This window comes from Streptomyces sp. NPDC059787 (genome assembly GCF_042732315.1).
Lineage (GTDB): Bacteria > Actinomycetota > Actinomycetes > Streptomycetales > Streptomycetaceae > Streptomyces > Streptomyces atrovirens.
In genome coordinates, this window is sequence record NZ_JBHWHX010000035.1 from 60698 (window position 1) to 79973 (window position 19276).

At 72.3% G+C, this 19276-nt stretch carries 24 protein-coding genes, 2 pseudogenes and 1 riboswitch; of the genes and pseudogenes, 8 read left to right on the top strand and 18 right to left on the bottom strand.

The features are described 5' to 3' along the window. The first annotated feature begins 80 nt into the window (after positions 1–80). From ACFV5H_RS27735 to ACFV5H_RS27745, 3 genes are read left to right on the top strand one after another with little or no spacing between them, the layout of a single operon-like run. Positions 81–1001 carry an ABC transporter ATP-binding protein gene (locus ACFV5H_RS27735; protein ID WP_385050428.1) on the top strand — a complete coding sequence of 307 codons (921 nt, stop codon included), beginning with the start codon at positions 81–83 and terminating at the stop codon, positions 999–1001. A 2-nt stretch (positions 1002–1003) separates the two neighbouring features. Beyond that, positions 1004–1729, top strand: a complete 726-nt coding sequence (locus ACFV5H_RS27740; protein WP_385050430.1) for an ABC transporter permease — start codon at positions 1004–1006, stop codon at positions 1727–1729. 55 nt (positions 1730–1784) lie between these two features. Beyond that, the gene (locus ACFV5H_RS27745; protein WP_385050432.1) at positions 1785–2207 is read left to right on the top strand and encodes a hypothetical protein; all 423 of its coding nucleotides are present in this window, start codon (positions 1785–1787) and stop codon (positions 2205–2207) included. A gap of 10 nt (positions 2208–2217) precedes the next feature. On the opposite strand, the gene mug is transcribed toward ACFV5H_RS27745, so the two are convergent. The 9 genes and pseudogenes from mug to ACFV5H_RS27790 all read right to left on the bottom strand — a co-directional run bounded on the left by mug (position 2218) and on the right by ACFV5H_RS27790 (position 9029). Beyond that, positions 2218–2766 carry a G/U mismatch-specific DNA glycosylase gene (gene mug / locus ACFV5H_RS27750; RefSeq protein ID WP_385050467.1) on the bottom strand — a complete coding sequence of 183 codons (549 nt, stop codon included), beginning with the start codon at positions 2764–2766 and terminating at the stop codon, positions 2218–2220. Next, entirely contained in the window at positions 2763–4205 is a 1443-nt protein-coding gene (gene purB, locus ACFV5H_RS27755; protein ID WP_385050434.1) for an adenylosuccinate lyase, read from the bottom strand. Before purB ends, mug begins: the two co-directional genes overlap by 4 nt. Before the next feature lie 72 nt (positions 4206–4277). Next, entirely contained in the window at positions 4278–5060 is a 783-nt protein-coding gene (locus tag ACFV5H_RS27760; RefSeq protein ID WP_385050436.1) for an SGNH/GDSL hydrolase family protein, read from the bottom strand. A 58-nt stretch (positions 5061–5118) separates the two neighbouring features. Further along, on the bottom strand, positions 5119–6132 hold the full coding sequence (locus tag ACFV5H_RS27765; RefSeq protein WP_385050438.1) for a hemolysin family protein: 1014 nt from the start codon (positions 6130–6132) through the stop codon (positions 5119–5121). Beyond that, on the bottom strand, positions 6129–7511 hold the full coding sequence (locus ACFV5H_RS27770) for a hemolysin family protein (RefSeq protein ID WP_385050440.1): 1383 nt from the start codon (positions 7509–7511) through the stop codon (positions 6129–6131). The genes ACFV5H_RS27765 and ACFV5H_RS27770 overlap by 4 nt, the downstream gene beginning before the upstream one ends. A gap of 158 nt (positions 7512–7669) precedes the next feature. Further along, a complete protein-coding gene (locus ACFV5H_RS27775) occupies positions 7670–8095 on the bottom strand; it encodes a GNAT family N-acetyltransferase (protein WP_385050442.1) in 426 nt (141 codons plus the stop codon). 96 nt (positions 8096–8191) lie between these two features. Further along, a pseudogene (locus ACFV5H_RS27780) lies at positions 8192–8371 on the bottom strand (ABC transporter ATP-binding protein); the annotation flags it as partial. Beyond that, positions 8346–8737 (bottom strand): annotated as a pseudogene (locus ACFV5H_RS27785) (transposase); the annotation flags it as partial. The pseudogenes ACFV5H_RS27785 and ACFV5H_RS27780, both read right to left, overlap by 26 nt. Before the next feature lie 37 nt (positions 8738–8774). Next, a complete protein-coding gene (locus tag ACFV5H_RS27790; RefSeq protein ID WP_385197734.1) occupies positions 8775–9029 on the bottom strand; it encodes a DUF6332 family protein in 255 nt (84 codons plus the stop codon). A gap of 204 nt (positions 9030–9233) precedes the next feature. Between ACFV5H_RS27790 and ACFV5H_RS27795 the strand changes: the two genes are divergently transcribed. Further along, positions 9234–9473, top strand: coding sequence for a toxin-antitoxin system HicB family antitoxin (locus ACFV5H_RS27795; protein WP_344561835.1), 240 nt, complete (start codon positions 9234–9236; stop codon positions 9471–9473). Between the two features lie 4 nt (positions 9474–9477). Then, positions 9478–9852: a fic family toxin-antitoxin system, toxin component gene (locus ACFV5H_RS27800; protein ID WP_385050447.1), complete on the top strand. Its 375-nt coding sequence runs from the start codon at positions 9478–9480 to the stop codon at positions 9850–9852. Here ACFV5H_RS27800 and ACFV5H_RS27805 read toward each other — a convergent pair whose 3' ends face one another. From ACFV5H_RS27805 to bioB, 4 genes are all read right to left on the bottom strand, one after another. Beyond that, positions 9853–10554 (bottom strand): class I SAM-dependent methyltransferase, encoded by a 702-nt coding sequence (locus ACFV5H_RS27805; RefSeq protein ID WP_385197736.1) that lies wholly within the window; start codon positions 10552–10554, stop codon positions 9853–9855. A 69-nt stretch (positions 10555–10623) separates the two neighbouring features. Then, complete coding sequence (gene bioD, locus ACFV5H_RS27810; protein WP_385197738.1) at positions 10624–11340, bottom strand: dethiobiotin synthase; 717 nt, start codon at positions 11338–11340, stop codon at positions 10624–10626. A 1-nt stretch (position 11341) separates the two neighbouring features. Beyond that, positions 11342–12622 (bottom strand): adenosylmethionine--8-amino-7-oxononanoate transaminase, encoded by a 1281-nt coding sequence (locus tag ACFV5H_RS27815; RefSeq protein ID WP_385197740.1) that lies wholly within the window; start codon positions 12620–12622, stop codon positions 11342–11344. Then, positions 12615–13766, bottom strand: coding sequence for a biotin synthase BioB (bioB, locus tag ACFV5H_RS27820; RefSeq protein WP_385050455.1), 1152 nt, complete (start codon positions 13764–13766; stop codon positions 12615–12617). Before bioB ends, ACFV5H_RS27815 begins: the two co-directional genes overlap by 8 nt. A gap of 147 nt (positions 13767–13913) precedes the next feature. Between bioB and ACFV5H_RS27825 the strand changes: the two genes are divergently transcribed. Then, the gene (locus ACFV5H_RS27825) at positions 13914–15041 is read left to right on the top strand and encodes an 8-amino-7-oxononanoate synthase (RefSeq protein ID WP_385050456.1); all 1128 of its coding nucleotides are present in this window, start codon (positions 13914–13916) and stop codon (positions 15039–15041) included. Between the two features lie 53 nt (positions 15042–15094). On the opposite strand, the gene ACFV5H_RS27830 is transcribed toward ACFV5H_RS27825, so the two are convergent. Together ACFV5H_RS27830 and ACFV5H_RS27835 are read right to left on the bottom strand one after the other, a co-directional pair. Continuing rightward, on the bottom strand, positions 15095–15319 hold the full coding sequence (locus tag ACFV5H_RS27830; RefSeq protein WP_073934671.1) for a DUF397 domain-containing protein: 225 nt from the start codon (positions 15317–15319) through the stop codon (positions 15095–15097). Between the two features lie 9 nt (positions 15320–15328). Continuing rightward, positions 15329–16189 carry a helix-turn-helix domain-containing protein gene (locus ACFV5H_RS27835; RefSeq protein WP_385050457.1) on the bottom strand — a complete coding sequence of 287 codons (861 nt, stop codon included), beginning with the start codon at positions 16187–16189 and terminating at the stop codon, positions 15329–15331. 212 nt (positions 16190–16401) lie between these two features. On the opposite strand from ACFV5H_RS27835, the gene ACFV5H_RS27840 reads away from it, so the two are divergent. Beyond that, the gene (locus ACFV5H_RS27840) at positions 16402–16863 is read left to right on the top strand and encodes an ATP-binding protein (RefSeq protein WP_385050459.1); all 462 of its coding nucleotides are present in this window, start codon (positions 16402–16404) and stop codon (positions 16861–16863) included. Between the two features lie 39 nt (positions 16864–16902). Here ACFV5H_RS27840 and ACFV5H_RS27845 read toward each other — a convergent pair whose 3' ends face one another. The 3 genes from ACFV5H_RS27845 to ACFV5H_RS27855 form a co-directional block, all read right to left on the bottom strand. Then, the gene (locus tag ACFV5H_RS27845) at positions 16903–17376 is read right to left on the bottom strand and encodes a C40 family peptidase (protein WP_385197742.1); all 474 of its coding nucleotides are present in this window, start codon (positions 17374–17376) and stop codon (positions 16903–16905) included. A gap of 3 nt (positions 17377–17379) precedes the next feature. Beyond that, positions 17380–17582, bottom strand: a riboswitch (cyclic di-AMP (ydaO/yuaA leader). A gap of 335 nt (positions 17583–17917) precedes the next feature. After that, positions 17918–18226: a hypothetical protein gene (locus ACFV5H_RS27850; protein WP_385058238.1), complete on the bottom strand. Its 309-nt coding sequence runs from the start codon at positions 18224–18226 to the stop codon at positions 17918–17920. A 7-nt stretch (positions 18227–18233) separates the two neighbouring features. Beyond that, positions 18234–18869 (bottom strand): ATP-dependent Clp protease proteolytic subunit, encoded by a 636-nt coding sequence (locus ACFV5H_RS27855; protein ID WP_385058236.1) that lies wholly within the window; start codon positions 18867–18869, stop codon positions 18234–18236. Positions 18870–18937: 68 nt separating this feature from the next. Here ACFV5H_RS27855 and ACFV5H_RS27860 point away from each other — a divergent pair, with 68 nt between their 5' ends. Further along, complete coding sequence (locus ACFV5H_RS27860) at positions 18938–19225, top strand: type II toxin-antitoxin system Phd/YefM family antitoxin (protein WP_385058235.1); 288 nt, start codon at positions 18938–18940, stop codon at positions 19223–19225. Positions 19226–19276: the final 51 nt, after the last annotated feature.

The window sequence follows — 19276 nt, forward strand, 5'->3', positions numbered from 1 at the left end:
ACGGACCTCCCCCGCACGGGGGAGACGATCTCCACCGGCGGGGGAGGCCCCGCCCCCGTACGAGCCGTCACGCTGCTGCCATGACCAGCATCGACGTCCAGGACCTCACCAAGGAGTACGGCACCCGGCGAGCCGTCGACCACCTCACCTTCCGCGTCCTGCCCGGCCGCGTCACCGGCTTCCTCGGCCCCAACGGCGCCGGCAAGTCCACCACCATGCGCATGGTGCTCGGCCTCGACCGCCCCACGTCCGGCTCCGCCACCATCGGAGGCCGCGCCTACGCCGCCCTCGAGGAACCCCTGTGCCGGGTCGGCGCCCTGCTCGACGCGCAGGCCGCGCACGGTTCCCGCACCGGCCGCGACCATCTGCGCGTCCTGGCGGCGAGCCACCGCATCCCGGACCGCCGGGTCGACGAGGTGCTGGAGGAGACCGGCCTGGGCCCCGCGGGGCGCCGCCGGGTGCGGACCTACTCCCTGGGCATGCGCCAGCGGCTGGGCATCGCCGCCGCGCTGCTCGGCGACCCGGATGTGATCATGCTCGACGAGCCCTCCAACGGCCTGGACCCCGAAGGCATCGTGTGGATCCGCACCCTGCTGCGCCGGCTCGCGGACGAGGGGCGGACCGTCCTGGTCTCCAGCCATCTGATGAACGAGACCGCCTCCTTCGCCGACCACCTCGTCGTCCTCGGACGGGGCCGGCTCCTCGCCGACACCCCGATGCGGGAGTTCGTCGACGCGCGCGTGCGCCCCACGGTCCGTATCCGCACCTCCGACCCCACCGCCCTCAAGAGCGTCCTCGCCGGGCACGGTCACGACGCCGTGGAACACCCGGACGGCCACTGGACCGTGCCGGACGCGCGCGTGGACGACATCGGACGCCTCGCCTCCGCCGCAGGGGTGCCGATCCTCGAACTCACCGCGGACGAGGGCACGCTGGAACAGGCCTATCTGGACCTGACCGCCGCCGAGACCGAGTTCGCCGCACAGCCGCAGGAGGCCTGACCATGCAGTTCGCACCCGTGCTCCACGCCGAGTGGCTGAAGATCCGCACCGTCCGCTCGCTCCCCGGGGCCCTGTTCGCGCTGTTCGCCGCGACCACGGCGTTCTCCGCGATCGCCGGAGTGGACGGCACGCCGGACCCGGACCTCGACCCGCTGTTCACGGCCCTGTCCGGTGTCACACCGGGCCAGATCGCCGCCGTCTCCTTCGGCGCCATGGCCGTATCGGCGGAGTACCACAACGGCGCCCTGCGGCTCTCACTGGCCGCGGTCCCGCGGCGCGGACGCTGGTTCGCCGCGAAGGTCACGGCGATTGCCGTCCCCACGCTGGCCGTGGGCCTGCTGACCGCCCTGGCCGCTCTCCTCGTGGCGCGGGCGGGGCTCGGCGAGGCGGCGAGCGGCCTCACCCCGGCCGAGCAGATCCGGGGCGTCGTGGGCTGCGCCGTCTACCTCACGCTGATGGCCCTGTTCGCCGCGGGCCTCGCGACCCTGCTGCGCAGCGGAGTGGCCACCCTGTCCGTGCTGATCCCCTTCATCCTCGTCGTGTCCTTCGTGATCGGCGACGCGGCCGGCACCGTCGCCGACTTCCTGCCCGACCGGGCCGGACAGGTAGTCCTGTACGAGACCCACGACGGAACACTCGGCCCCTGGTCGGGACTGGCGGTGACCGCGCTGTGGACGGCCGCCGCGCTGGCGGCCGGGGCGTGGAGCCTGCGCCGCCGCGACGCCTGACCGGAAGTCGGCCGGCCCCCCGCCGACCGCCCGTGCCGGCGGGTTTACTGGGCCCATGAACATCGCCCGGCACATCGCCCTCATCGACGAGCTGTGCTTCCGTCCCTTCCCGGCGGAGCACGGACCGTCGGACGTCGGCTTCGGGGGACCGGGCCACCATGTCGCCGTACTGGAGACCGATGACGGACCGGCCGGGGACCCCGCGCGGCGGGCGGTCGCGGTGGACCGGTTCGAGAAGGACCACGACGCCGTGTACGAGGTGCTGGCGTCCCGCTGGGGAGACACCGACCCCTGGAACCCGCGCCCCGAGTGGAAGGAGATACCCGAGCCGTGGGCCTGGCTCGCCGGCCACGCAGGCGTGGCCCGGGTGTGGGAGGTGCAGGGCACCGGCCGCTGGGTCGCCGTCGCGGTCGCCGACCGGGACCCGGACGACGCGATCCGACTGCTGGCGGTGGTCACGGAAGCACCCCCGCCCTGACCACCGGCCGTCACCGCTCGGCCGCGGCCTCCCGCAGCCGGCCGAACTCCTCCGCCAGCGTCGCCGGCGTCCAGTGCGCGTTCAGCCCGCTCGGATTGGGCAGCACCCACACGCGGGTGTCGCCGATCGTCCGCTCCTGCGGCCCGACCCGCGCTTTCCGGTCGTCGAACGCCGCGCGGTAGGCGGTGACCCCGACCACGGCCAGCCACCGCGGCCGCAGCCGGGCCGTCTTCAGGGCGAGCAGCCGCCCGCCCTCCCGGTACTCCTCGGTGCTCAGTTCGTCGGCCCGCGCGGTCGCCCGCGCCACCACATTGGTGATCCCGAGCCCGTACGACAGCAGCTCCCGCTGCTCGGACGGCAGCAGCAGCCGGGGCGTGAAACCGGAGCGGTGCAGCGCCGGCCAGAAGCGGTTGCCGGGGCGGGCGAAGTGGTGGCCGGTCGCGGCCGTCATCAGACCGGGGTTGATACCGCAGAACAGCACGCGCAGGCCGTCCGCGACCACGTCCGGTACGAGACGGTCGCGGGCGGCCTCCAGCTCCTCCTGGGTGAAGCGTGTCAGAGGATCGCCCCGGGGGTGTACCCGGCGGCCTCCGGGTGCTGCTTGACGATCTCGTCGACGCGGCCGACCACGGTGGCGACCTGGTCGCTCGCGGCGCCGGTGAAGGACAGCTTGTCCGCCATCAGCGCCTCCAGCTCCGCACGGTCGAGCGGCAGCCGCTCGTCGGCGGCGAGCTTGTCGAGGAGGTCGTTGCGCTCGGCGCCCCGCTCCCGCATGGCGAGGGCGGTGGCGACGGCGTTCTCCTTGATCGCCTCGTGCGCGACCTCACGGCCGACGCCCGCGCGCACGGCGCCCATCAGCACCTTGGTGGTGGCGAGGAACGGCAGGTAGCGGTCCAGCTCCCGGGCCACGACCGCCGGGAAGGCACCGAACTCGTCGAGCACCGTCAGGAACGTCTCCAGCAGCCCGTCCAGCGCGAAGAACGCGTCGGGGAGGGCCACCCGGCGCACCACCGAGCAGGACACGTCGCCCTCGTTCCACTGGTCGCCGGCCAGCTCGCCGGTCATCGAGGCGTAGCCGCGCAGGATCACCATCAGGCCGTTGACGCGCTCGCAGGAGCGGGTGTTCATCTTGTGCGGCATCGCGGACGAGCCGACCTGGCCCGGCTTGAAGCCCTCGGTCACCAGCTCGTGTCCGGCCATCAGCCGGATCGTCTTCGCCAGCGACGACGGCGCGGCGGCGAGCTGCACCAGCGCGGTGACGACCTCGTAGTCCAGCGAGCGCGGGTAGACCTGACCGACGCTCGTGAACGCCTGCGCGAAGCCCAGGTGCCCGGCGATCCGCCGCTCGAGCTCCGCGAGCTTGCCCGCGTCGCCGCCGAGCAGGTCCAGCATGTCCTGTGCGGTGCCGACCGGGCCCTTGATGCCGCGCAGCGGGTAGCGGCCCAGCAGCTCCTCCACCCGGCCGTACGCGACGAGCAGCTCGTCGGTGGCGGTGGCGAACCGCTTGCCGAGGGTGGTGGCCTGCGCGGCCACGTTGTGCGAGCGGCCGGCCATGACCAGTTCGCCGTACTCACCGGCCAGCCTGCCCAGCCGTGCCGCCACGGCGACCGCGCGGTCGCGGATCAGCTCCAGCGAGAGCCGGATCTGCAGCTGCTCGACGTTCTCGGTGAGGTCGCGGGAGGTCATCCCCTTGTGCACGTGCTCGTGCCCGGCGAGGTCGTTGAACTCCTCGATCCGCGCCTTCACGTCGTGCCGGGTGACCTTCTCGCGCTCGGCGATCGAGGCCAGGTCGACGGTGTCGAGGACACGCTCGTAGTCGGCGATCGCCGCGTCGGGCACCTCGATGCCGAGGTCCTTCTGGGCCCGCAGCACGGCGAGCCAGAGCTGCCGCTCCAGCCTCACCTTCTGCTCGGGCGACCAGAGCGTGGCGAGCTCGGCGGAGGCGTAGCGTCCGGCGAGGACGTTCGGGATACGGGGCTTGGCGGGCGCAGCAGTCACGTACAGGGAGTCTACTGGCGATTCCTGCAGGCCGGCGCCACCGGGTGGCCTGGAGGAAAGTACAAGGCGGCGCTACAGGCCCTCGTACGGCAGCAGCTCCGGGCGCTTCGGCGGCAGACCGTCGCCCGAGGAGCGGCCGGTGAGGCGGCGGCCGATCCACGGCAGCAGGTGCTGCCGCGCGAACCGGGCGTCCGCGACCCGCCGGGCCATCCAGCGCGGCGGCAGCGTCGCCTCCGGGGGCAGATGCCACTCGGGGTCCTCCGGCGCGTGGCCCAGCGTCTGCCAGACCGCCTCCGCGACCCTGCGGTGCCCGTCCGCGTTCAGGTGCAGCCGGTCCACGTCCCACAGCCGGGGGTCGGCGAGCGACGGAGCCCCGTACAGGTCGACGACCAGCGCGCCGTGCTTCCCGGCGAGCTCGTCGACGCACTCGAACAGCGCCTCCATGCGCGGGCGGAAGCGCTCCAGGACCGGCCCCTGGCGGCCGGGGCTGCGCATCAGCACCAGCTGCTCGCAGTGCGGTGCCAGCCGCTCCACCGCCTCGGTCAGCAGATCCCGCACCCTCCCCATGTCGCACTTGGGCCGCAGGGTGTCGTTGAGCCCGCCGACCAGGGTGACGACGTCGGCCCGCATGGCGGCGGCGACCTCGACCTGCTCGTCGACGATCTGCTGGATCAGCTTGCCGCGCACCGCGAGGTTGGCGTACCGGAAACCGGGAGTGCCGGCCGCCATCCGGTCGGCGAGGAGGTCGGCCCAGCCCCGGTAGGTGCCGTCGGGAAGGAGGTCCGACATGCCTTCGGTGAAGGAGTCGCCGAGGGCGACGAGGCTGCTGTACGAGGGAGTGGGATCAGTCTGCATGGCGACACAGATGGTATCCCGTGGCACATACCCGTCGGTCGGTCGCCCTTCCCCGTGCTCAGACCCGCTGTCCGAACAGCTCCTGCAGCACGTCCTCCATGGTCACCAGCCCGGCCAGCCGCCCGTCGGTCCCGAGGACGGCCGCCAGATGCGTACGGCTGCCCCGCATGGCGGTGAGGACGTCGTCCATCGGCGTGCTCTCCCGCACCCGCGCGATGGACCGCATGTCGCCCAGCCGGAACGGCAGGTCCCGCGGCGAGGTGTCGAGGGCGTCCTTCACGTGCAGGTAGCCGACGATCCGCCGCTGCTCGTCCACCACCGGGAAGCGGGAGAAGCCGAACTCCGCCGACAGCCGTTCCAGCCCCTCCGGGGTGACCCCCACGCTCGCGTAGACGACGCGCTCCAGCGGCATCACCACGTCCCGCACGGGCCGCCGGCCCAGCTCCAGCGCGTCGTGCAGCCGTTCCCGCGCGCGGTCGTCGATGAGGCCCGCCTCGCCGGAGTCCTTCACGATCTGGGCCAGCTCGGAGTCCGAGAAGGACGCGACCACCTCGTCCCGGGTCTCGACCCGCATCAGCTTCAGCAGCGCGTTGGCGAACGCGTTGATCGTGAAGATCACCGGGCGCAGCGCGCGGGACAGCGCCACCAGCGGCGGACCCAGCATCAGGGCGCTGCGCACCGGCTCGGCGAGCGCGATGTTCTTCGGCACCATCTCGCCGAGCAGCATGTGCAGATACGTCGCGAGCGCCAGCGCGATCACGAACGACACCGCGTGCCCCGCGCCCTCCGGGACGCCCACCGCGTGGAACACCGGCTCCAGCAGATGCGCGATGGCCGGCTCGGCGACGATGCCGAGGACCAGCGTGCACAGCGTGATGCCGAGCTGCGCGGCCGCCATCAGCGCGGACACGTGCTCCAGACCCCACAGCACGCTCTTCGCGCGCCGGTCGCCCTTGTCGGCGTACGGCTCGATCTGGCTGCGGCGGACCGAGATCAGCGCGAACTCGGCGCCGACGAAGAAGGCGTTGACGACCAGCGTCGCCAGACCGATCAGCAGCTGTACGACGGTCATCGCCGTGCCCCCCTGTCATCCGTGGTCCCGGCCGTCGGCCGTTCCGTCGTCCGCTGTTCCGTCGTGTGCCGGTCGTCCAGGGGCGCGTGCAGCAGGACGCGTGCCGCGCGGTGGCCGGTGGCGTCCACCACGTCCAGGCGCCAGCCGGCGACCTCGAAGGTGTCGCCGACGGCCGGTATCCGGCCCAGCTCGGCCGCCACGAGTCCGGCGAGGGTCTCGTACGGTCCCTCCGGCGTGCGCAGGCCGACCCGGGCGAGCTGGTCCACCCGCGCGAAGCCGTCGGCCGAGAACAGGGCGCGCCCGTTCTCGTCGGTGCCGGCCCGGGCCAGGTCGGGGGTCTCGTGCGGGTCGTGCTCGTCGCGGACCTCGCCGACGACCTCCTCGACGATGTCCTCCAGCGTGGCCACGCCGGCCGTGCCGCCGTACTCGTCGATCACCACGGCCATGGTGCGCCGCCCGGAGAGCCGGTCGAGGAGACGGTCGACGGTGAGCGATCCGGGGACCAGCAGCGGTTCGCGCATCAGCTCCGACACGGGCACCCGGGCGCGGCGCTCCGCGGGCAGTGCCAGTACGTCCTTGACGTGCGCGGTGCCGACGACCGCGTCGAGGGTGTCGCGGTAGACGGGGAACCGGGACAGCCCGGTCGCCCGGGTCACGTTGGCCACGTCCTCACAGGTGGCGTGCACCTCCAGCGCGATGACCTGGACGCGCGGTGTCATCACGTTCTCGGCGGTGAGGTCGGCGAGGTTCAGCGTGCGGACGAAGAGCTCGGCGGTGTCCGGCTCCAGGGCGCCCTCCCGGGCGGAGTGCCGGGCGAGCGCCGCGAGTTCCTGCGGCCCGCGCGCGGACTCCAGCTCCTCGGCGGGCTCCACGCCGATGCGGCGCACTATGCGGTTGGCCGTGTTGTTCAGGTGCGTGATGAACGGGCGGAAGGCGGCGCTGAACCAGCGCTGCGCGTTGCCCACCCGTCTGGCGACGGCCAGCGGCGAGGAGATCGCCCAGTTCTTGGGCACCAGCTCGCCGACCACCATCAGGAACACCGTCGACAGGGCCGTGCCGATCACCAGGGCGAGGGAGCTCGCCACCGAAGCGGAGACGCCGATGTCCTCCAGCGGGCCCGCGATCAGCGCGGCGATCGACGGTTCGGCCAGCATGCCGACCACCAGGTTGGTGACCGTGATGCCGAGCTGTGCGCCGGAGAGCTGGAAGGTCAGGTTCCGTACGGCTTTGAGGGCGCCCGCGGCCCCCCGTTCGCCGCGCTCGACGGCCCGCTCCAGCTCGGCCCGCTCGACCGTGGTGAGGGAGAACTCGGCCGCGACGAAGGCGCCGCAGGCGAGCGAGAGCAGGATCGCCGCCAGGAGGAGGAGCACTTCGGTCATCGGGTCACCTCTGTCCCATGGTCGGACAGGACGGGAACGGATGCGCGATGTCGCGGACCGGGGGCTCGCCCATGGGCGGACGCACACCACCTTTCATGGAGGACCGAGTGGCCCCACAAGGGTAAAGGATCGGCAAAGGTGCGCTGTCGGGCCGTGGATCACCCGGTGAGGGGCTTCACCCAGCGCCGCCAGCGTTCCTCCCGCGCATACCCGGCGGCGCCCCATGCATGGTGGGCGGTCTCGTTGCTCTCGAGGACCATCGCGTCCGCGCGACGCCCGCCGAGCCGTACGAACCGCTCCTCCGCGGCGGTCAGCAGCGCGGAGGCGACGCCCCGACGGCGGCGGTCCGGGTGCACCGCCAGCCGGTAGAGATGGCACCGCCAGCCGTCGAAGCCCGCGATCACCGTGCCGACCAGCTCACCACCGCTCTCCGCGAGGATCAGCGCCTCGGGGTCGCGGGCGACCAGCCGCTCCACGCCGTCCCGGTCGTCACTGATGCTCGTCCCCTCGGCGGCCACCTTCCAGAAGGCCAGCACGGTGTCGAGATCCTCGGGCGTCGCGGCCCGTACACGCAGCTCGGTCATGCGGTGATCACAGCACGCGCGCTCCCGCACGGCACGACATTCCACGATCCGGACCACCGACCCCGCCAGTCGCCTCGACCCGTCCATGTGCGACGCTCACGGAGCGGGGCCGCCGGAGTCGTCTGCGGTGACGCGGAACACGTCGAAGCGCTTCATGCGTTCCAGCACCGGCTCCGCCGTCGGCTGACGCATCTCGTCCACGATTCGGCCGTCCGCGAGGAAGAGCACCGGATCGGAGTGGGCGGGGGCGCCCGAGCCGTGCGTGACCATTAGGATTCGGACCTGTCAGGTCCCCCTTTTCAGGGCCCGCATGTTCACCGAGTCGATTGCACACCGCGACCAGTCCGGGTCGCCACGGGAACCGAGTTCGTCGAGGACCAAGCGGTGCAGCTTGGCCCAGACTCTGGCCTTCGTCCACTCGGTGAACCTGCGGTGGGCCGTCGCGCCGGACGGCCCGAAGGACGCCGTCGGCAACTGCCGCCACGTGCAGCCCGAGGTCGCCACGAACACGATCGCAGCCGGCACCTCACGGTCGCCGTGACGGCGCCGGCCGCCTCCCTGCGGTCGTGACGGTGCCTCCGGAACCACCCGCTGGAACAGCTCCCACAGCTCATCCGGCACCGGCCGCTCAACGATCCCCACGCCGAGGGGCTACCGAGCCTGATGGAAAGAACCGTGGTCAGCGGCCCAAGCGGCGCTGCTTGTCGAACCGAAGCAGTACCCGCAAAAGACGCCACACTGCGGCAGCCGCTCCGAGCAGCGCGCCCCCCGCCAGTACGTGTCTCTCTGCCGATCCAGAGAGGTCAAGGGTCAGGGCGAGAGTCCAGGCGACGGCAAGAACCAACCCAGCCAGCACGGCGGCAGTCACCAGGGCGAAGACGATCTCCACCGTCATCGCGTCCTTCTCCCACCGCGACTCACGCCCCATGTCCATGCCGGAAGTCTCACATCACGGTCAAGCCCTCGCGCCTGCGCCGCACTCTCACGGGCGGCGTCTTTCACCAATTGAGATGGCCTCTTGAGGCGGTACCCCCACCCCCGCCCCAAGGCGGGGCATCCACGAAAGGACCCAGATGAACCCGGTCCGGTCCCGCCGCGGCACTTGCCGCCGCTAGCACTCCGGCGCTAGCTTCGAGACATGGCGAAGACCCAGCTGAACGTGCGCGTGGACGAGGGCACCGCCCGCGCGGCACGGGAACGTGCCCTGGCGCGCGGGATGAGCGTGAACCGCTACATCGAGGAACTGGTCCGGCAGGACACCGGCGAGGCGGGCCGCGCGTTCGTCGAGGCCGCCGCCGACTTCATGAAGCAGTACGAGAGCGTCTTCGCCGAAGAATTCGGCAAGGAGCGCGAAGGCACGCGCGAAGGTCGCCGCTGAGCCGTTGAACGACCTGCGCATCGACCTCGCGTGGCTGCTCATGCTCGCCGAGCGGCAGACCCCGGGGGACCCCCAGGTCACCGACTGGGGCGCCCTCGTCGCCGCCGTCGCACGCCACGAGGCCGAGATATTCGACGTCCCCGTCTACGACAGCCCGCACGCCCGCGCCGCCTCGCTGCTCCAGCAGCTGATCCACATCCCCGCGCTGGAGCGCTCCAACGCCCTGTTCGCCTCCGCCGTCGCGTACGCCTATCTCGTCGCCAGCGGTCCGAAGGTCGTCACCTCGCCGGAACAGGTGCGTGACCTGGCCCGCCTGGTCAAGGACGGCGAGGCGACCGTGGACGACATCGCCGCCGAGCTGCGCCGCTGGTGCGAGTGATCAGCTCCCGTCGGCCACCGCGTCGCCCGTCGGGCGCCACGCGGTGCCCATGACGCAGTACGAGGTGGGCAGCGCCGGCCCCTTGTCCGGCATCAGCATCCGCCGGTAGGGGCCGAGCTCGAACCCCGCCCGACGCAGCGCGCCGACCGGGTCCCGCGCCACATGGCAGCCGCCGGCCAGCGGCGGCCACACCGTGCGGTCCAGCGCCCGCTGGGTGAGGCGCATGACCCGGCCGCCGCCCCGGCCGTGCTCGAAGAACCGCACCTCGCCGCCCGGCCGCAGCACCCGCCGCAGCTCCGCGAGCGCCCGCGGCACGTCCCGGACGCTGCACAGCACCAGCGAGAGCACCGCCGCGTCGAACGCCTCGCTCTTGACCGGCAGCGCCTCCGCCGCACCCGGCGCCACGTCCACCGGCACCTGGGCGCGCAGGGCGGCCTCCACGGCCAGCGCCCGCAGCTCACGCTCCGGTTCGATGGCGACGATCTCCGAGACGGTGCCCGGATAGTGCGCGAAGTTCAGACCGTTGCCCGCGCCGACCTCGATCACCCGGCCGGACAGCCCGCCGAGCAGTCTGCGCCGCACCCCGGCCATCCCCGCGCGGGTCTCGGCGGCGACGCTGAGCCGGGCGTAGCACCGCGCGAACACCGGATGGTGCACGGCATCCCGCGGCACCTTCGTGGACCGGCCGGACCGTGGCTGCATGAGGACCTCCCCCAGAACGGGCCTACGGCGATTCTCCCCCGAACGGACGATCCACACCCCCGCTCGCCGTCAGGGCGCCTCGCGCACCCGGAACGTCTCCGCGTCCCAGGTCCCCTCGAGCCGGGGCGCCAGCCAGTGCGGTGCCGAGGACCGGAACCCGGCGGGTTCCAGCGCGCCCGCCCCGGCCGGTACGGCGCCCAGCAGCGGGGCACCGGTCACGTCCGGCAGGTCCAGCAGGTTGCACCGCGAGGCCAGGTCGGGTTCGGCGGGCCAGCTGCCGATCACCACACCCGCCAGGTCCAGGCCCCGCCCGCGCAGTTCACGGGCCGTCAGCTCCGTGACGTTCAGGGTGCCGAGCCCGGCCGACGCCACCACCAGCACCGGCGCGGCCAGCAGCGCCGCCGTGTCCGCCAGCGTCCCGCCGGCCGCGTCGAACCGTACGAGCAGCCCGCCCGCACCCTCCACCAGCACCAGGTCGTGCTCCGTGGCCAGCTTGGCGGCCCGCTCCGCGACCTCGTGCGGATGCACCGGCGCCCGGCCGGCCCGGCGGGCCGCCGTGGCCGGCGCCAGCGGATCCGGGTACCGGGCCAGTTCGGCCGTCGTCACCGCACCGGCGAGCCGCGCGACCTCCTCGGCGTCCCCGGCCTCCTCCGGCCGCACACCCGTCTGCGCCGCCTTCAGCACCGCCACCGACCGGCCGGCCGCCAGCGCCGTCGCGGCGAGGGCGGCCGTCACCACCGTCTTGCCGACCTCGGTGCCCGTGCCCGTGATCACCCACACCGACATGTCATCCCTCCTTCGCCGCCGCGCACACCGCGCGGGCGATGCGCGCCACGTCCGCGTCACCCGTGACGTACGGCGGCATCGTGTAGATCAGATCGCGGAACGGCCGCAGCCACACGCCCTCGCGCACGGCGGCCTCCGTGGCCGCACGCAGGTCGACGGCGTGATCGAGCTGGACCACCCCGATGGCGCCGAGCACCCGCACGTCCCGCACCCCGGGCAACCCGGCCGCCGGCGCCAGCCCCTCCCGCAGGCCCGCCTCGATCCGCTCGACCTCCGCGCGCCAGTCCTGGCCGAGCAGCAGCTCGACGGAGGCGCAGGCCACGGCCGCCGCCAGCGGATTGCCCATGAACGTCGGCCCGTGCGCCAGCACCGGCACCTCACCGCGCGAGATGCCCTCGGCCACCCGCGCGGTGCACAGTGTCGCCGCCATGGTCAGATAACCGCCGGTCAGCGCCTTGCCCACACACATCACATCCGGCGTCACCGCCGCGTGCTCCGCCGCGAACAGGGCGCCCGTGCGCCCGAACCCGGTCGCGATCTCGTCGAACACCAGCAGCACGCCGTGCGCGTCGCACGCCTCGCGCAGCACCCGCAGATACGCGGGGGAGTGGAACCGCATCCCGCCCGCGCCCTGCACCACCGGCTCCACGACGACCGCGGCCAGTTCGCCGGCGTGCCGCTCGACCGCCGACCGCAGGTGCTCCGCGTACTCCTCCTCGTACCCGGCCGGCGGCGCGTCCGCGAAGACCTGGCGCGGCAGCACGCCGGACCACAGCTCGTGCATCCCGCCCTCGGGGTCGCACACCGACATCGGCTGCCAGGTGTCGCCGTGGTAGCCGCCCCGCCAGGTCAGCAGCCGCCGCTTCTCCGGCCGGCCCAGCGAACGCCAGTACTGCAGGCACATCTTCACCGCGACCTCGACCGACACCGATCCGGAGTCGGCGAGGAACACATGCTCCAGACCGTCCGGTGACATGTCGACAAGGAGCTTCGCCAGCCGCACGGCGGGCTCATGGGTGAGCCCGCCGAACATCACATGGCTCATCCGCTCCAACTGCCCGCGCGCGGCCTCGTTGAGCACCGGGTGGTTGTAGCCGTGGATCGCCGACCACCAGGACGACATCCCGTCGACCAGTTCGCCCGAGCCGTCGGCGAGTCTCAGCCGCACCCCGCTTGCCGACTCCACGACGAGCGGTTCCTGACGGCCCGGCATGGGCCCGTACGGGTGCCAGACATGCCGCCGGTCGAGCTCCAGCAGCTCGGCGACGGACCGCTCAGGCATTGGGCGCGAGGTCCGTTCCGGCTCCCCGGCGGCGCACGGCGACCAGGTCCGTACGGGGCTCCTCGGGTGCGCCCCCACAGGAGTCCGCGGTCGCCGGACCGCACGCGCCGCCGCCCTCGTGGGAGCCGCAGCCGCCCCCCGCGCGGTGCTCGGGTAGCGTCACCTCCCCGGTGCCCTCCACCTCGAACCCGGCGTCCGCGATCATCTCCAGGTCCGCCTTGCCGGCCTGGCCCTCGCTGGTGAGGTAGTCGCCGAGGAAGACGGAGTTGGCCAGGTGCAGTGCGAGCGGCTGCATCGTGCGCAGGTGCACCTCACGGCCGCCGGCGATCCGCACCTCGACGTCCGGGCAGACGAACCGCGTCATCGCCAGGATGCGCAGGCACCGCTGCGGGGTGAGGTTCCACTCCTTGGCGAGCGGCGTCCCCTCGAACGGGATCAGGAAGTTGACCGGTACCGAGTCCGGGTCCAGCTCCCGCAGCGAGAAGACCACGTCGACCAGGTCCTCGTCGGACTCGCCCATGCCGGCGATCAGACCCGAGCAGGCCGACAGTCCCGCCGCGTGCGCCTTTCGCACCGTGTCCACCCGGTCGGCGTACGTGTGGGTGGTCGTGATGTCCCCGTACGTCGACTCGGACGTGTTGAGGTTGTGGTTGTAGGCGTCCGCGCCCGCCTCGCGCAGCCGCTCCGCCTGGCCGTCGGAGAGCAGACCGAGACAGGCGCACACCTCGACGCCCTCGTTCTGTTCCTTGATGGCCTTGATGGTGTCGGAGACCCGGTCCACGTCACGGTCGGTGGGACCCCGGCCGCTGGCCACCAGGCACACCCGCTTGGCGCCGCCCGCGAGACCGGCGGCGGCCGCCTGCGACGCCTGGTCGGGCTTGAGCCAGGTGTACTTCAGGATGTCGGCCTTGGAGCCGAGCCGCTGGGAACAGTAGGAGCAGTCCTCCGGGCACAGGCCGGACTTGAGGTTGACGAGATAGTTGAGTTTCACCCGTCGGCCGAACCAGTGCCGCCGCACCTTCCCGGCCGCGGCCACCACATCGAGCAGGTCGTCGTCGGAGGTGGCCAGCACGGCCAGAGCTTCCTCGCGGGTCGGCGTCTCACGCCGAAGCCCCTTGTCCACCAGCGTGTTCAGCAGGTTCATGAGAGCCGATCCTGTCCTACCCGACCCGCCGGGGCCAAGGAGAGTTCGTACAACAGGGGCACTTCGAGGTGTGGGTATTGCCACACAGTGGTCCGTCCGGCCTCCCGCTAATGTCTGTGCACTGCCTACAAAAACCCCGGAGGACCCATGGCGTTCGGCTGGATCGACGAGCAGGCGGAACTGCGCCGCCGGGCCGGACTCGTACGCACCCTGCGTCCCCGGGCCGCCGACACGCCGCTGCTCGATCTGGCGAGCAACGACTACCTGGGTCTGGCCCGGCATCCGGAGGTCACCGAGGGCGCCGCGCGGGCCGCGCGGACCTGGGGCGGCGGGTCGACCGGCTCCCGGCTCGTCACCGGCACCACCGGGCTCCACACCGAACTGGAACGCGAACTGGCCGCCTTCTGCGGCTTCGAGGCGGCCCTGGTCTTCTCCTCCGGTTACGCGGCCAACCTCGCCGCCGTCACCGCGCTGGCCCCGCTCGGCTCCAGGATCGTCTCCGACGCGGGCAACCACGCCTCGCTGATCGACGGCTGCAGGCTCGCCCGCGGCACCACGCAGGTCGTGGCGCACTCCGATCCCGACGCCGTGCGCAAGGCGCTGGACGGGCACGACGGGCCCGCGGTCGCGGTGTCCGACACGGTGTTCTCGGTGGACGGCGACGCCGCCCCGCTCACCGGGCTCGCCGAGGCGTGCCGGGAGCACGGCGCGGGTCTGGTGCTCGACGACGCGCACGGTCTCGGTGTGCTCGGCGACGACGGACGCGGGGCCCCGCACGCGGCGGGACTGGCGGGCGCCGACGACGTCGTCGTGACGGTGACGCTGTCCAAGTCGCTCGGCAGCCAGGGCGGAGCGGTGCTCGGCCCGGCCCGGGTGATCGGACACCTGGTCAACACGGCCCGGACGTTCATCTTCGACACGGGACTCGCCCCCGCCGCGGCGGGGGCGGCCCTGGCGGCCCTGCGGCTGCTGCGCCGTGAGCCGGGGCGCGCGGCACGGGCGGGCGAGGTGGCGCGGCAACTGCACTCCCGGCTGACGGCCGCGGGTCTGGAAGCGGTGCGCCCGGACGCCGCGGTCGTCTCCGTGCGCGCCCCTTCCCCGGAACAGGCCGTGCGATGGGCGGCCGACTGCCGGGCGGCCGGTCTGTCCGTGGGCTGCTTCCGTCCTCCTTCCGTGCCCGACGGTGTCTCACGGCTCAGACTGACCGCCCGCGCGGACCTGTCCGGGGCGGAGATCGAACGCGCTGTACGGGTGATCGGCGAGACGCGGCCATGAGTCGGCGGGACACGGCCGTGCGTCGCCCGACGACGGGCTGACCGGTCGGGTCGTCAGCCGACCGCGGTCACGAACTCCGTCCAGCTGGCGGGGGAGAAGAGCAGCGCGGGCCCGTCCGGGGCCTTGGAGTCGCGCACGGCGAGCAGTCCGGCCAGGGGGCCGGCGGCCGGCCGGGCCGTCTCCACGCAGTTGTTCGCCCCCGTGCTGTAGCTGCTGCGCAGCCACCTCACATCGCGCAGTGCGAGGCCGGAAGGGATGGTCCGAGGCGGTACGGGCATCGTGCCTCCTTACGCGCCGGCGGCTGCGCCGGCGATGAAATCCAACGAGTCCTCGGGTGAAAGGGCGTGGATCGAGAGGGCGTCGAAGGCCTCCGAGTACACCCGGAGGTCTTCTTTCCGCTCCAGATGGAGGCTACTCGTCAAGTGGTCGAGAACAACCACGTCCAGATCAGAAGTGCGCAAAAATGAAAAGATTACGAAAGGGCCGGTCACGCCGATGTGCGCGCCGGCGCTGAACGGCAGGACCTGCAACCGCACCTGGGGCAGCCGGGCCGCCTCGACCAGCCGGTTGAGCTGACGGGCCATCACGCCGGGACCGCCGACCTCCCGGCGCAGCACCGCCTCGTCCAGGACCGCGCTGAGCTCCAGCGGCGGCGTCGCCCGCAGCACGTCCTGCCGGGCCAGCCGCACCTCCACCAGCGCGTCCAGGCGCTCCTCCGACGCGTCCTCCAGGGCCGCCTCCGTCACGGCGCGCGCGTACTCCGGTGTCTGCAGCAGCCCCGGGATCACCGTGGTCTCCAGGGTGCGCATCGCGCTCGCCTGCGACTCCAGGCTGATGAAGTCCCGGTAGGTCGGCGGCAGTACGCCCCGGTAGGCGTGCCACCAGTGATGCCGTCCGTCGCCGTCACCGGAGCCCGACAGCACCAGCAGCAACTCCCGCAGCTGCGGGTCGGCCACGCCGTAGGCGTCGAGCAGTAACCGCACGTCGGCCGGTTTCACCCCGCTCGTACCCGTCTCGATCCGGCTCACCTTCGACTGGTGCCAGCCCGCAAGGCGGGCCGCCTCACCGCTGGTGAGTCCCGCCGAGGTGCGCAGCGCGCGCAGTTCGGCACCCAGTTTCCGGCGGCGCACCGCGGGACCGTGCTGCATGGACTTCTCCTTACTCCTTCCGGGTCGCCCGGATACGGTCTCCCGTCGCAGAGTTCACCGTTTTGAGCGACAGATATATGCACATCTTGGTGGATCGCCGTCCTGCGCCGTGCGGGGATGGCAGTCTGGCGGCGAAGCACCAGTGCGGGACCGTACTCGAACCATCCGCTCCGTGTCGGACTGCGGCCCCGTGGGAAAGGGACGACGTCGCCATGGCAGACCATCTGGAAGCATCCGTCACTCTGCCGAGCGATCCCGCCTCGGTGTCGGCCGCCCGTGCCCATGTGGTGGGCACGCTGGAGGAATGGGGCATGCCGGCGGACGCGGAACTGTGCGACACCATCCGGCTGATCGTCTCCGAACTCGCCACCAACGCGGTGCAGCACACGTTCGGGCAGTCGCCCACGTTCACCGTGGACGTCGTCCTGGTCCGTGACGAACGGGTGCACATCGGTGTCACGGACAGCCACCCGCGGTTCCCCAAGCGGCTGCCCGCGGCGGTCCAGCAGGACAACGGCCGCGGGCTGGTCATCATCCGCTGGCTGACCGCGGAGTGCGGCGGCAGGCTCAGAATCCGCCCCACGCGCGAGGGCGGCAAGACCGTGTCGGTCGAACTCCCGTGGACCGTCCAGGCCGCCGAGGCGGTCACGGCGGCGGGACAGCAGGAGCAGTGACCGGGCGGCGGTGCCCCGGGGCACCGCCGCCCGCCGCGGTCACCTCACCCGGCCGTACGAGACGCTGCGGGTCCAGATCTTCTGCAGGCGCACCACGTCCCCGGTCTTCGGGGCGTGCCAGATCTTGCCCTTACCCGCGTAGATGCCGACGTGGTAGACGTAGCCACCCGAATGGAAGAACACCAGGTCTCCCGCCCTGCGGTTCCCGGCGGAGATGTGGCGCGTCTTGTTGTACTGCTGGGCGGCGGTGCGCGGCAGCTTCTTGCCCGCCTTCTTGAACGAGTACAGCGTCAGACCCGAGCAGTCGAACCTGTACGGTCCCGTGGCGCCCCATTTGTAGGGCGAGCCCTTCTTGGAGGCGGCGATGTTCAGCGCCTTGGTGGCCAGGCCCGCGGCGGCCGCCTCCGAGGCGGCGCCGGGGACCATGATGGAGCCGCCCACGGCGGCCAGGGTGAGGGCCGAGGCCGTGCCGGCCCGGGCCATGAGAGACGGGACACGATTGAGCGCAGTCATGCGCAACCCTTCGTCAGCCGCCTGTGAAGGATGACCTGTCGGATTCGGGCTGGCGAAGTGGCCCGGCCGCACATGTGCGGCTTCACCCCAAGGACTGCTCGGAACTGACGTCCCGGCGGCCCGTCGTGCCTGGGTCCTCCACTCCTGCCGATCCACTCCTGTCGACCGGTCATCCGGGCGGCGGCAGGACTCGGCGTCCGCCCGGATCGCCCCGCCGCGGCGGCGGGGTCTTGTCGTCAGTCAGGGATCTTGGCTCATGGCGCGATCGAAATCCCAACGGAACGTGGGGTTTGTGTTGTTACTCACCAATCACCCGTTCGGGTGGACGCCTCCGTGTTCGGGCCCCCGCCGAGGGCCCGGGGGAGCCGCGGACCAGGGGTGGAAAGCACCGTTCCGTCCGTGCGGTACGCGCGTTGCGCAACTCCGTGCGCCCGAAAACAGCAGGTTCGTCTACGCCGGACGGGGGTACGCCGTTTGGTCCGTTTCAACCCCCGGCCGGGACGCACCGCCGACCGGGGCCGCCGTCCGGGGCCGACGGGGGTCAACTGCCGGGGGCCGGCGGCAGCGTGACCCTGGCCGTGCGCCGTTCGCCGTCCAGCACGCGCAGGGCCCGGGCCAGTGTGTCGGAGTGCAGTTCGCTCTCGCCGCGCCGGTGCATCAGGGTCAGCGCGTCGCGCAGCGCGACGGCCTTGCCGACCAGCGCCTGAGCCGCGCGCAGTCCGCGGTAGGTGTCACCGCCCAGGGCCGGGTTGACCCGGCCGAGCAGGTCGACGGCCTCGAGGTAACGGTCGATCAACTCGGCCTCCGCGCGGGTCAGCGCGGGCAGCGGCGGCAGCTCCGGTGGCAGCATCCGCGGCTCACCTCGCGCCGGAGGCGGGGAACAGGTTCCTGCGGCCGGGCACGATCCGGTCCGCCAGGCCGTACTCCACCGCCGCCTGCGCGTCGAGGACCTTGTCCCGCTCGATGTCCGCCCGGACCTGCTCCGCGCTGCGGCCCGTGTGCCGGACCAGGATCTCCTCCATCCGCGACCGGATGCGGACCAGCTCCTCGGCCTGGATCGCCAGATCGCTGGTCTGTCCCTCGACCGGCTCCAGGAGGGAGGGCTGGCGGAGCACCAGACGGGAACCGGGCAGCAGCAGCCGCTTGCCCGGGGTGCCGGCGGCCAGCAGCAGCGCGGCGGCGCCCTCCGCCTGGCCCAGACAGATCGTCTGCACGTCGCAGGAGACGTAGCGCAGTGTGTCGTAGATCGCCGACATGGCGTGGAAGGAGCCGCCGGGGGAGTTGACGTAGAGCGAGATGTCCCGGTCGGGGGAGTGGTGCTCCAGGTACATGAACTGCGCCATCACGTCGTTCGCGGAGGTCTCGTCGACCTGCGTCCCGAGGATGACGATCCGTTCCTCGAGCAGCTTCGAGTAGGGGTCCGTCGTCCGGATCCCCGATGCCGTGCGTTCGGTGAGCTCGGGCAGGACGTGGCGGGCGGACGGTCGGGTCATGGGAGCCCCTCCTGTCTGGTTGTCTCTGTAAAAAATGTACAGGACGTACGTGACGTTATGATGGCTTCATGGCCTACGAGATTCCGGTTACCCAAGCCAGGGCTGAGCTCGCCGACCTCATCAACCGCGTGGTGTACGGCGGTGAGCGCGTCGTCGTGACCCGGCACGGAAAGCCCCTCGTCGCCCTCGTGTCCGCCGATGACCTGCGACGACTCGAAGAACTCAAGGAGGCGCCGGAGTCCGCCGAGGAGCAGGTGATCAGCACGGTGGCCGGCGTCCGCGAGGTCGCGTCCGCTCCCCGCGAACGGCAGCGCTTCGGCATCGCGGCGGAGCACCGGGGGACGGCCGGTTCATGAGCCCTCGCGGCAGGACCGTGCACCCCCGCCGTTACGGCGGGGGTGCACGGT

Coding starts and splice junctions, on each gene's coding strand:
- ACFV5H_RS27835 (WP_385050457.1), bottom strand. CDS start 16,189: ATGCAGCACGGTCCCGCGGTGCGCCGCCGGAAACTGGGTGCCGAACTG.
- ACFV5H_RS27765 (WP_385050438.1), bottom strand. CDS start 6,132: ATGACCGTCGTACAGCTGCTGATCGGTCTGGCGACGCTGGTCGTCAAC.
- ACFV5H_RS27830 (WP_073934671.1), bottom strand. CDS start 15,319: ATGCCCGTACCGCCTCGGACCATCCCTTCCGGCCTCGCACTGCGCGAT.
- ACFV5H_RS27815 (WP_385197740.1), bottom strand. CDS start 12,622: ATGCCTGAGCGGTCCGTCGCCGAGCTGCTGGAGCTCGACCGGCGGCAT.
- ACFV5H_RS27860 (WP_385058235.1), top strand. CDS start 18,938: ATGGCCTACGAGATTCCGGTTACCCAAGCCAGGGCTGAGCTCGCCGAC.
- ACFV5H_RS27775 (WP_385050442.1), bottom strand. CDS start 8,095: ATGACCGAGCTGCGTGTACGGGCCGCGACGCCCGAGGATCTCGACACC.
- bioB (WP_385050455.1), bottom strand. CDS start 13,766: ATGAACCTGCTGAACACGCTGGTGGACAAGGGGCTTCGGCGTGAGACG.
- ACFV5H_RS27745 (WP_385050432.1), top strand. CDS start 1,785: ATGAACATCGCCCGGCACATCGCCCTCATCGACGAGCTGTGCTTCCGT.
- ACFV5H_RS27740 (WP_385050430.1), top strand. CDS start 1,004: ATGCAGTTCGCACCCGTGCTCCACGCCGAGTGGCTGAAGATCCGCACC.
- ACFV5H_RS27840 (WP_385050459.1), top strand. CDS start 16,402: ATGGCAGACCATCTGGAAGCATCCGTCACTCTGCCGAGCGATCCCGCC.
- ACFV5H_RS27850 (WP_385058238.1), bottom strand. CDS start 18,226: ATGCTGCCACCGGAGCTGCCGCCGCTGCCCGCGCTGACCCGCGCGGAG.
- ACFV5H_RS27770 (WP_385050440.1), bottom strand. CDS start 7,511: ATGACCGAAGTGCTCCTCCTCCTGGCGGCGATCCTGCTCTCGCTCGCC.
- ACFV5H_RS27845 (WP_385197742.1), bottom strand. CDS start 17,376: ATGACTGCGCTCAATCGTGTCCCGTCTCTCATGGCCCGGGCCGGCACG.
- ACFV5H_RS27735 (WP_385050428.1), top strand. CDS start 81: ATGACCAGCATCGACGTCCAGGACCTCACCAAGGAGTACGGCACCCGG.
- ACFV5H_RS27825 (WP_385050456.1), top strand. CDS start 13,914: ATGGCGTTCGGCTGGATCGACGAGCAGGCGGAACTGCGCCGCCGGGCC.
- ACFV5H_RS27790 (WP_385197734.1), bottom strand. CDS start 9,029: ATGGACATGGGGCGTGAGTCGCGGTGGGAGAAGGACGCGATGACGGTG.
- ACFV5H_RS27795 (WP_344561835.1), top strand. CDS start 9,234: ATGGCGAAGACCCAGCTGAACGTGCGCGTGGACGAGGGCACCGCCCGC.
- ACFV5H_RS27855 (WP_385058236.1), bottom strand. CDS start 18,869: ATGACCCGACCGTCCGCCCGCCACGTCCTGCCCGAGCTCACCGAACGC.
- ACFV5H_RS27760 (WP_385050436.1), bottom strand. CDS start 5,060: ATGCAGACTGATCCCACTCCCTCGTACAGCAGCCTCGTCGCCCTCGGC.
- bioD (WP_385197738.1), bottom strand. CDS start 11,340: ATGTCGGTGTGGGTGATCACGGGCACGGGCACCGAGGTCGGCAAGACG.
- ACFV5H_RS27805 (WP_385197736.1), bottom strand. CDS start 10,554: ATGCAGCCACGGTCCGGCCGGTCCACGAAGGTGCCGCGGGATGCCGTG.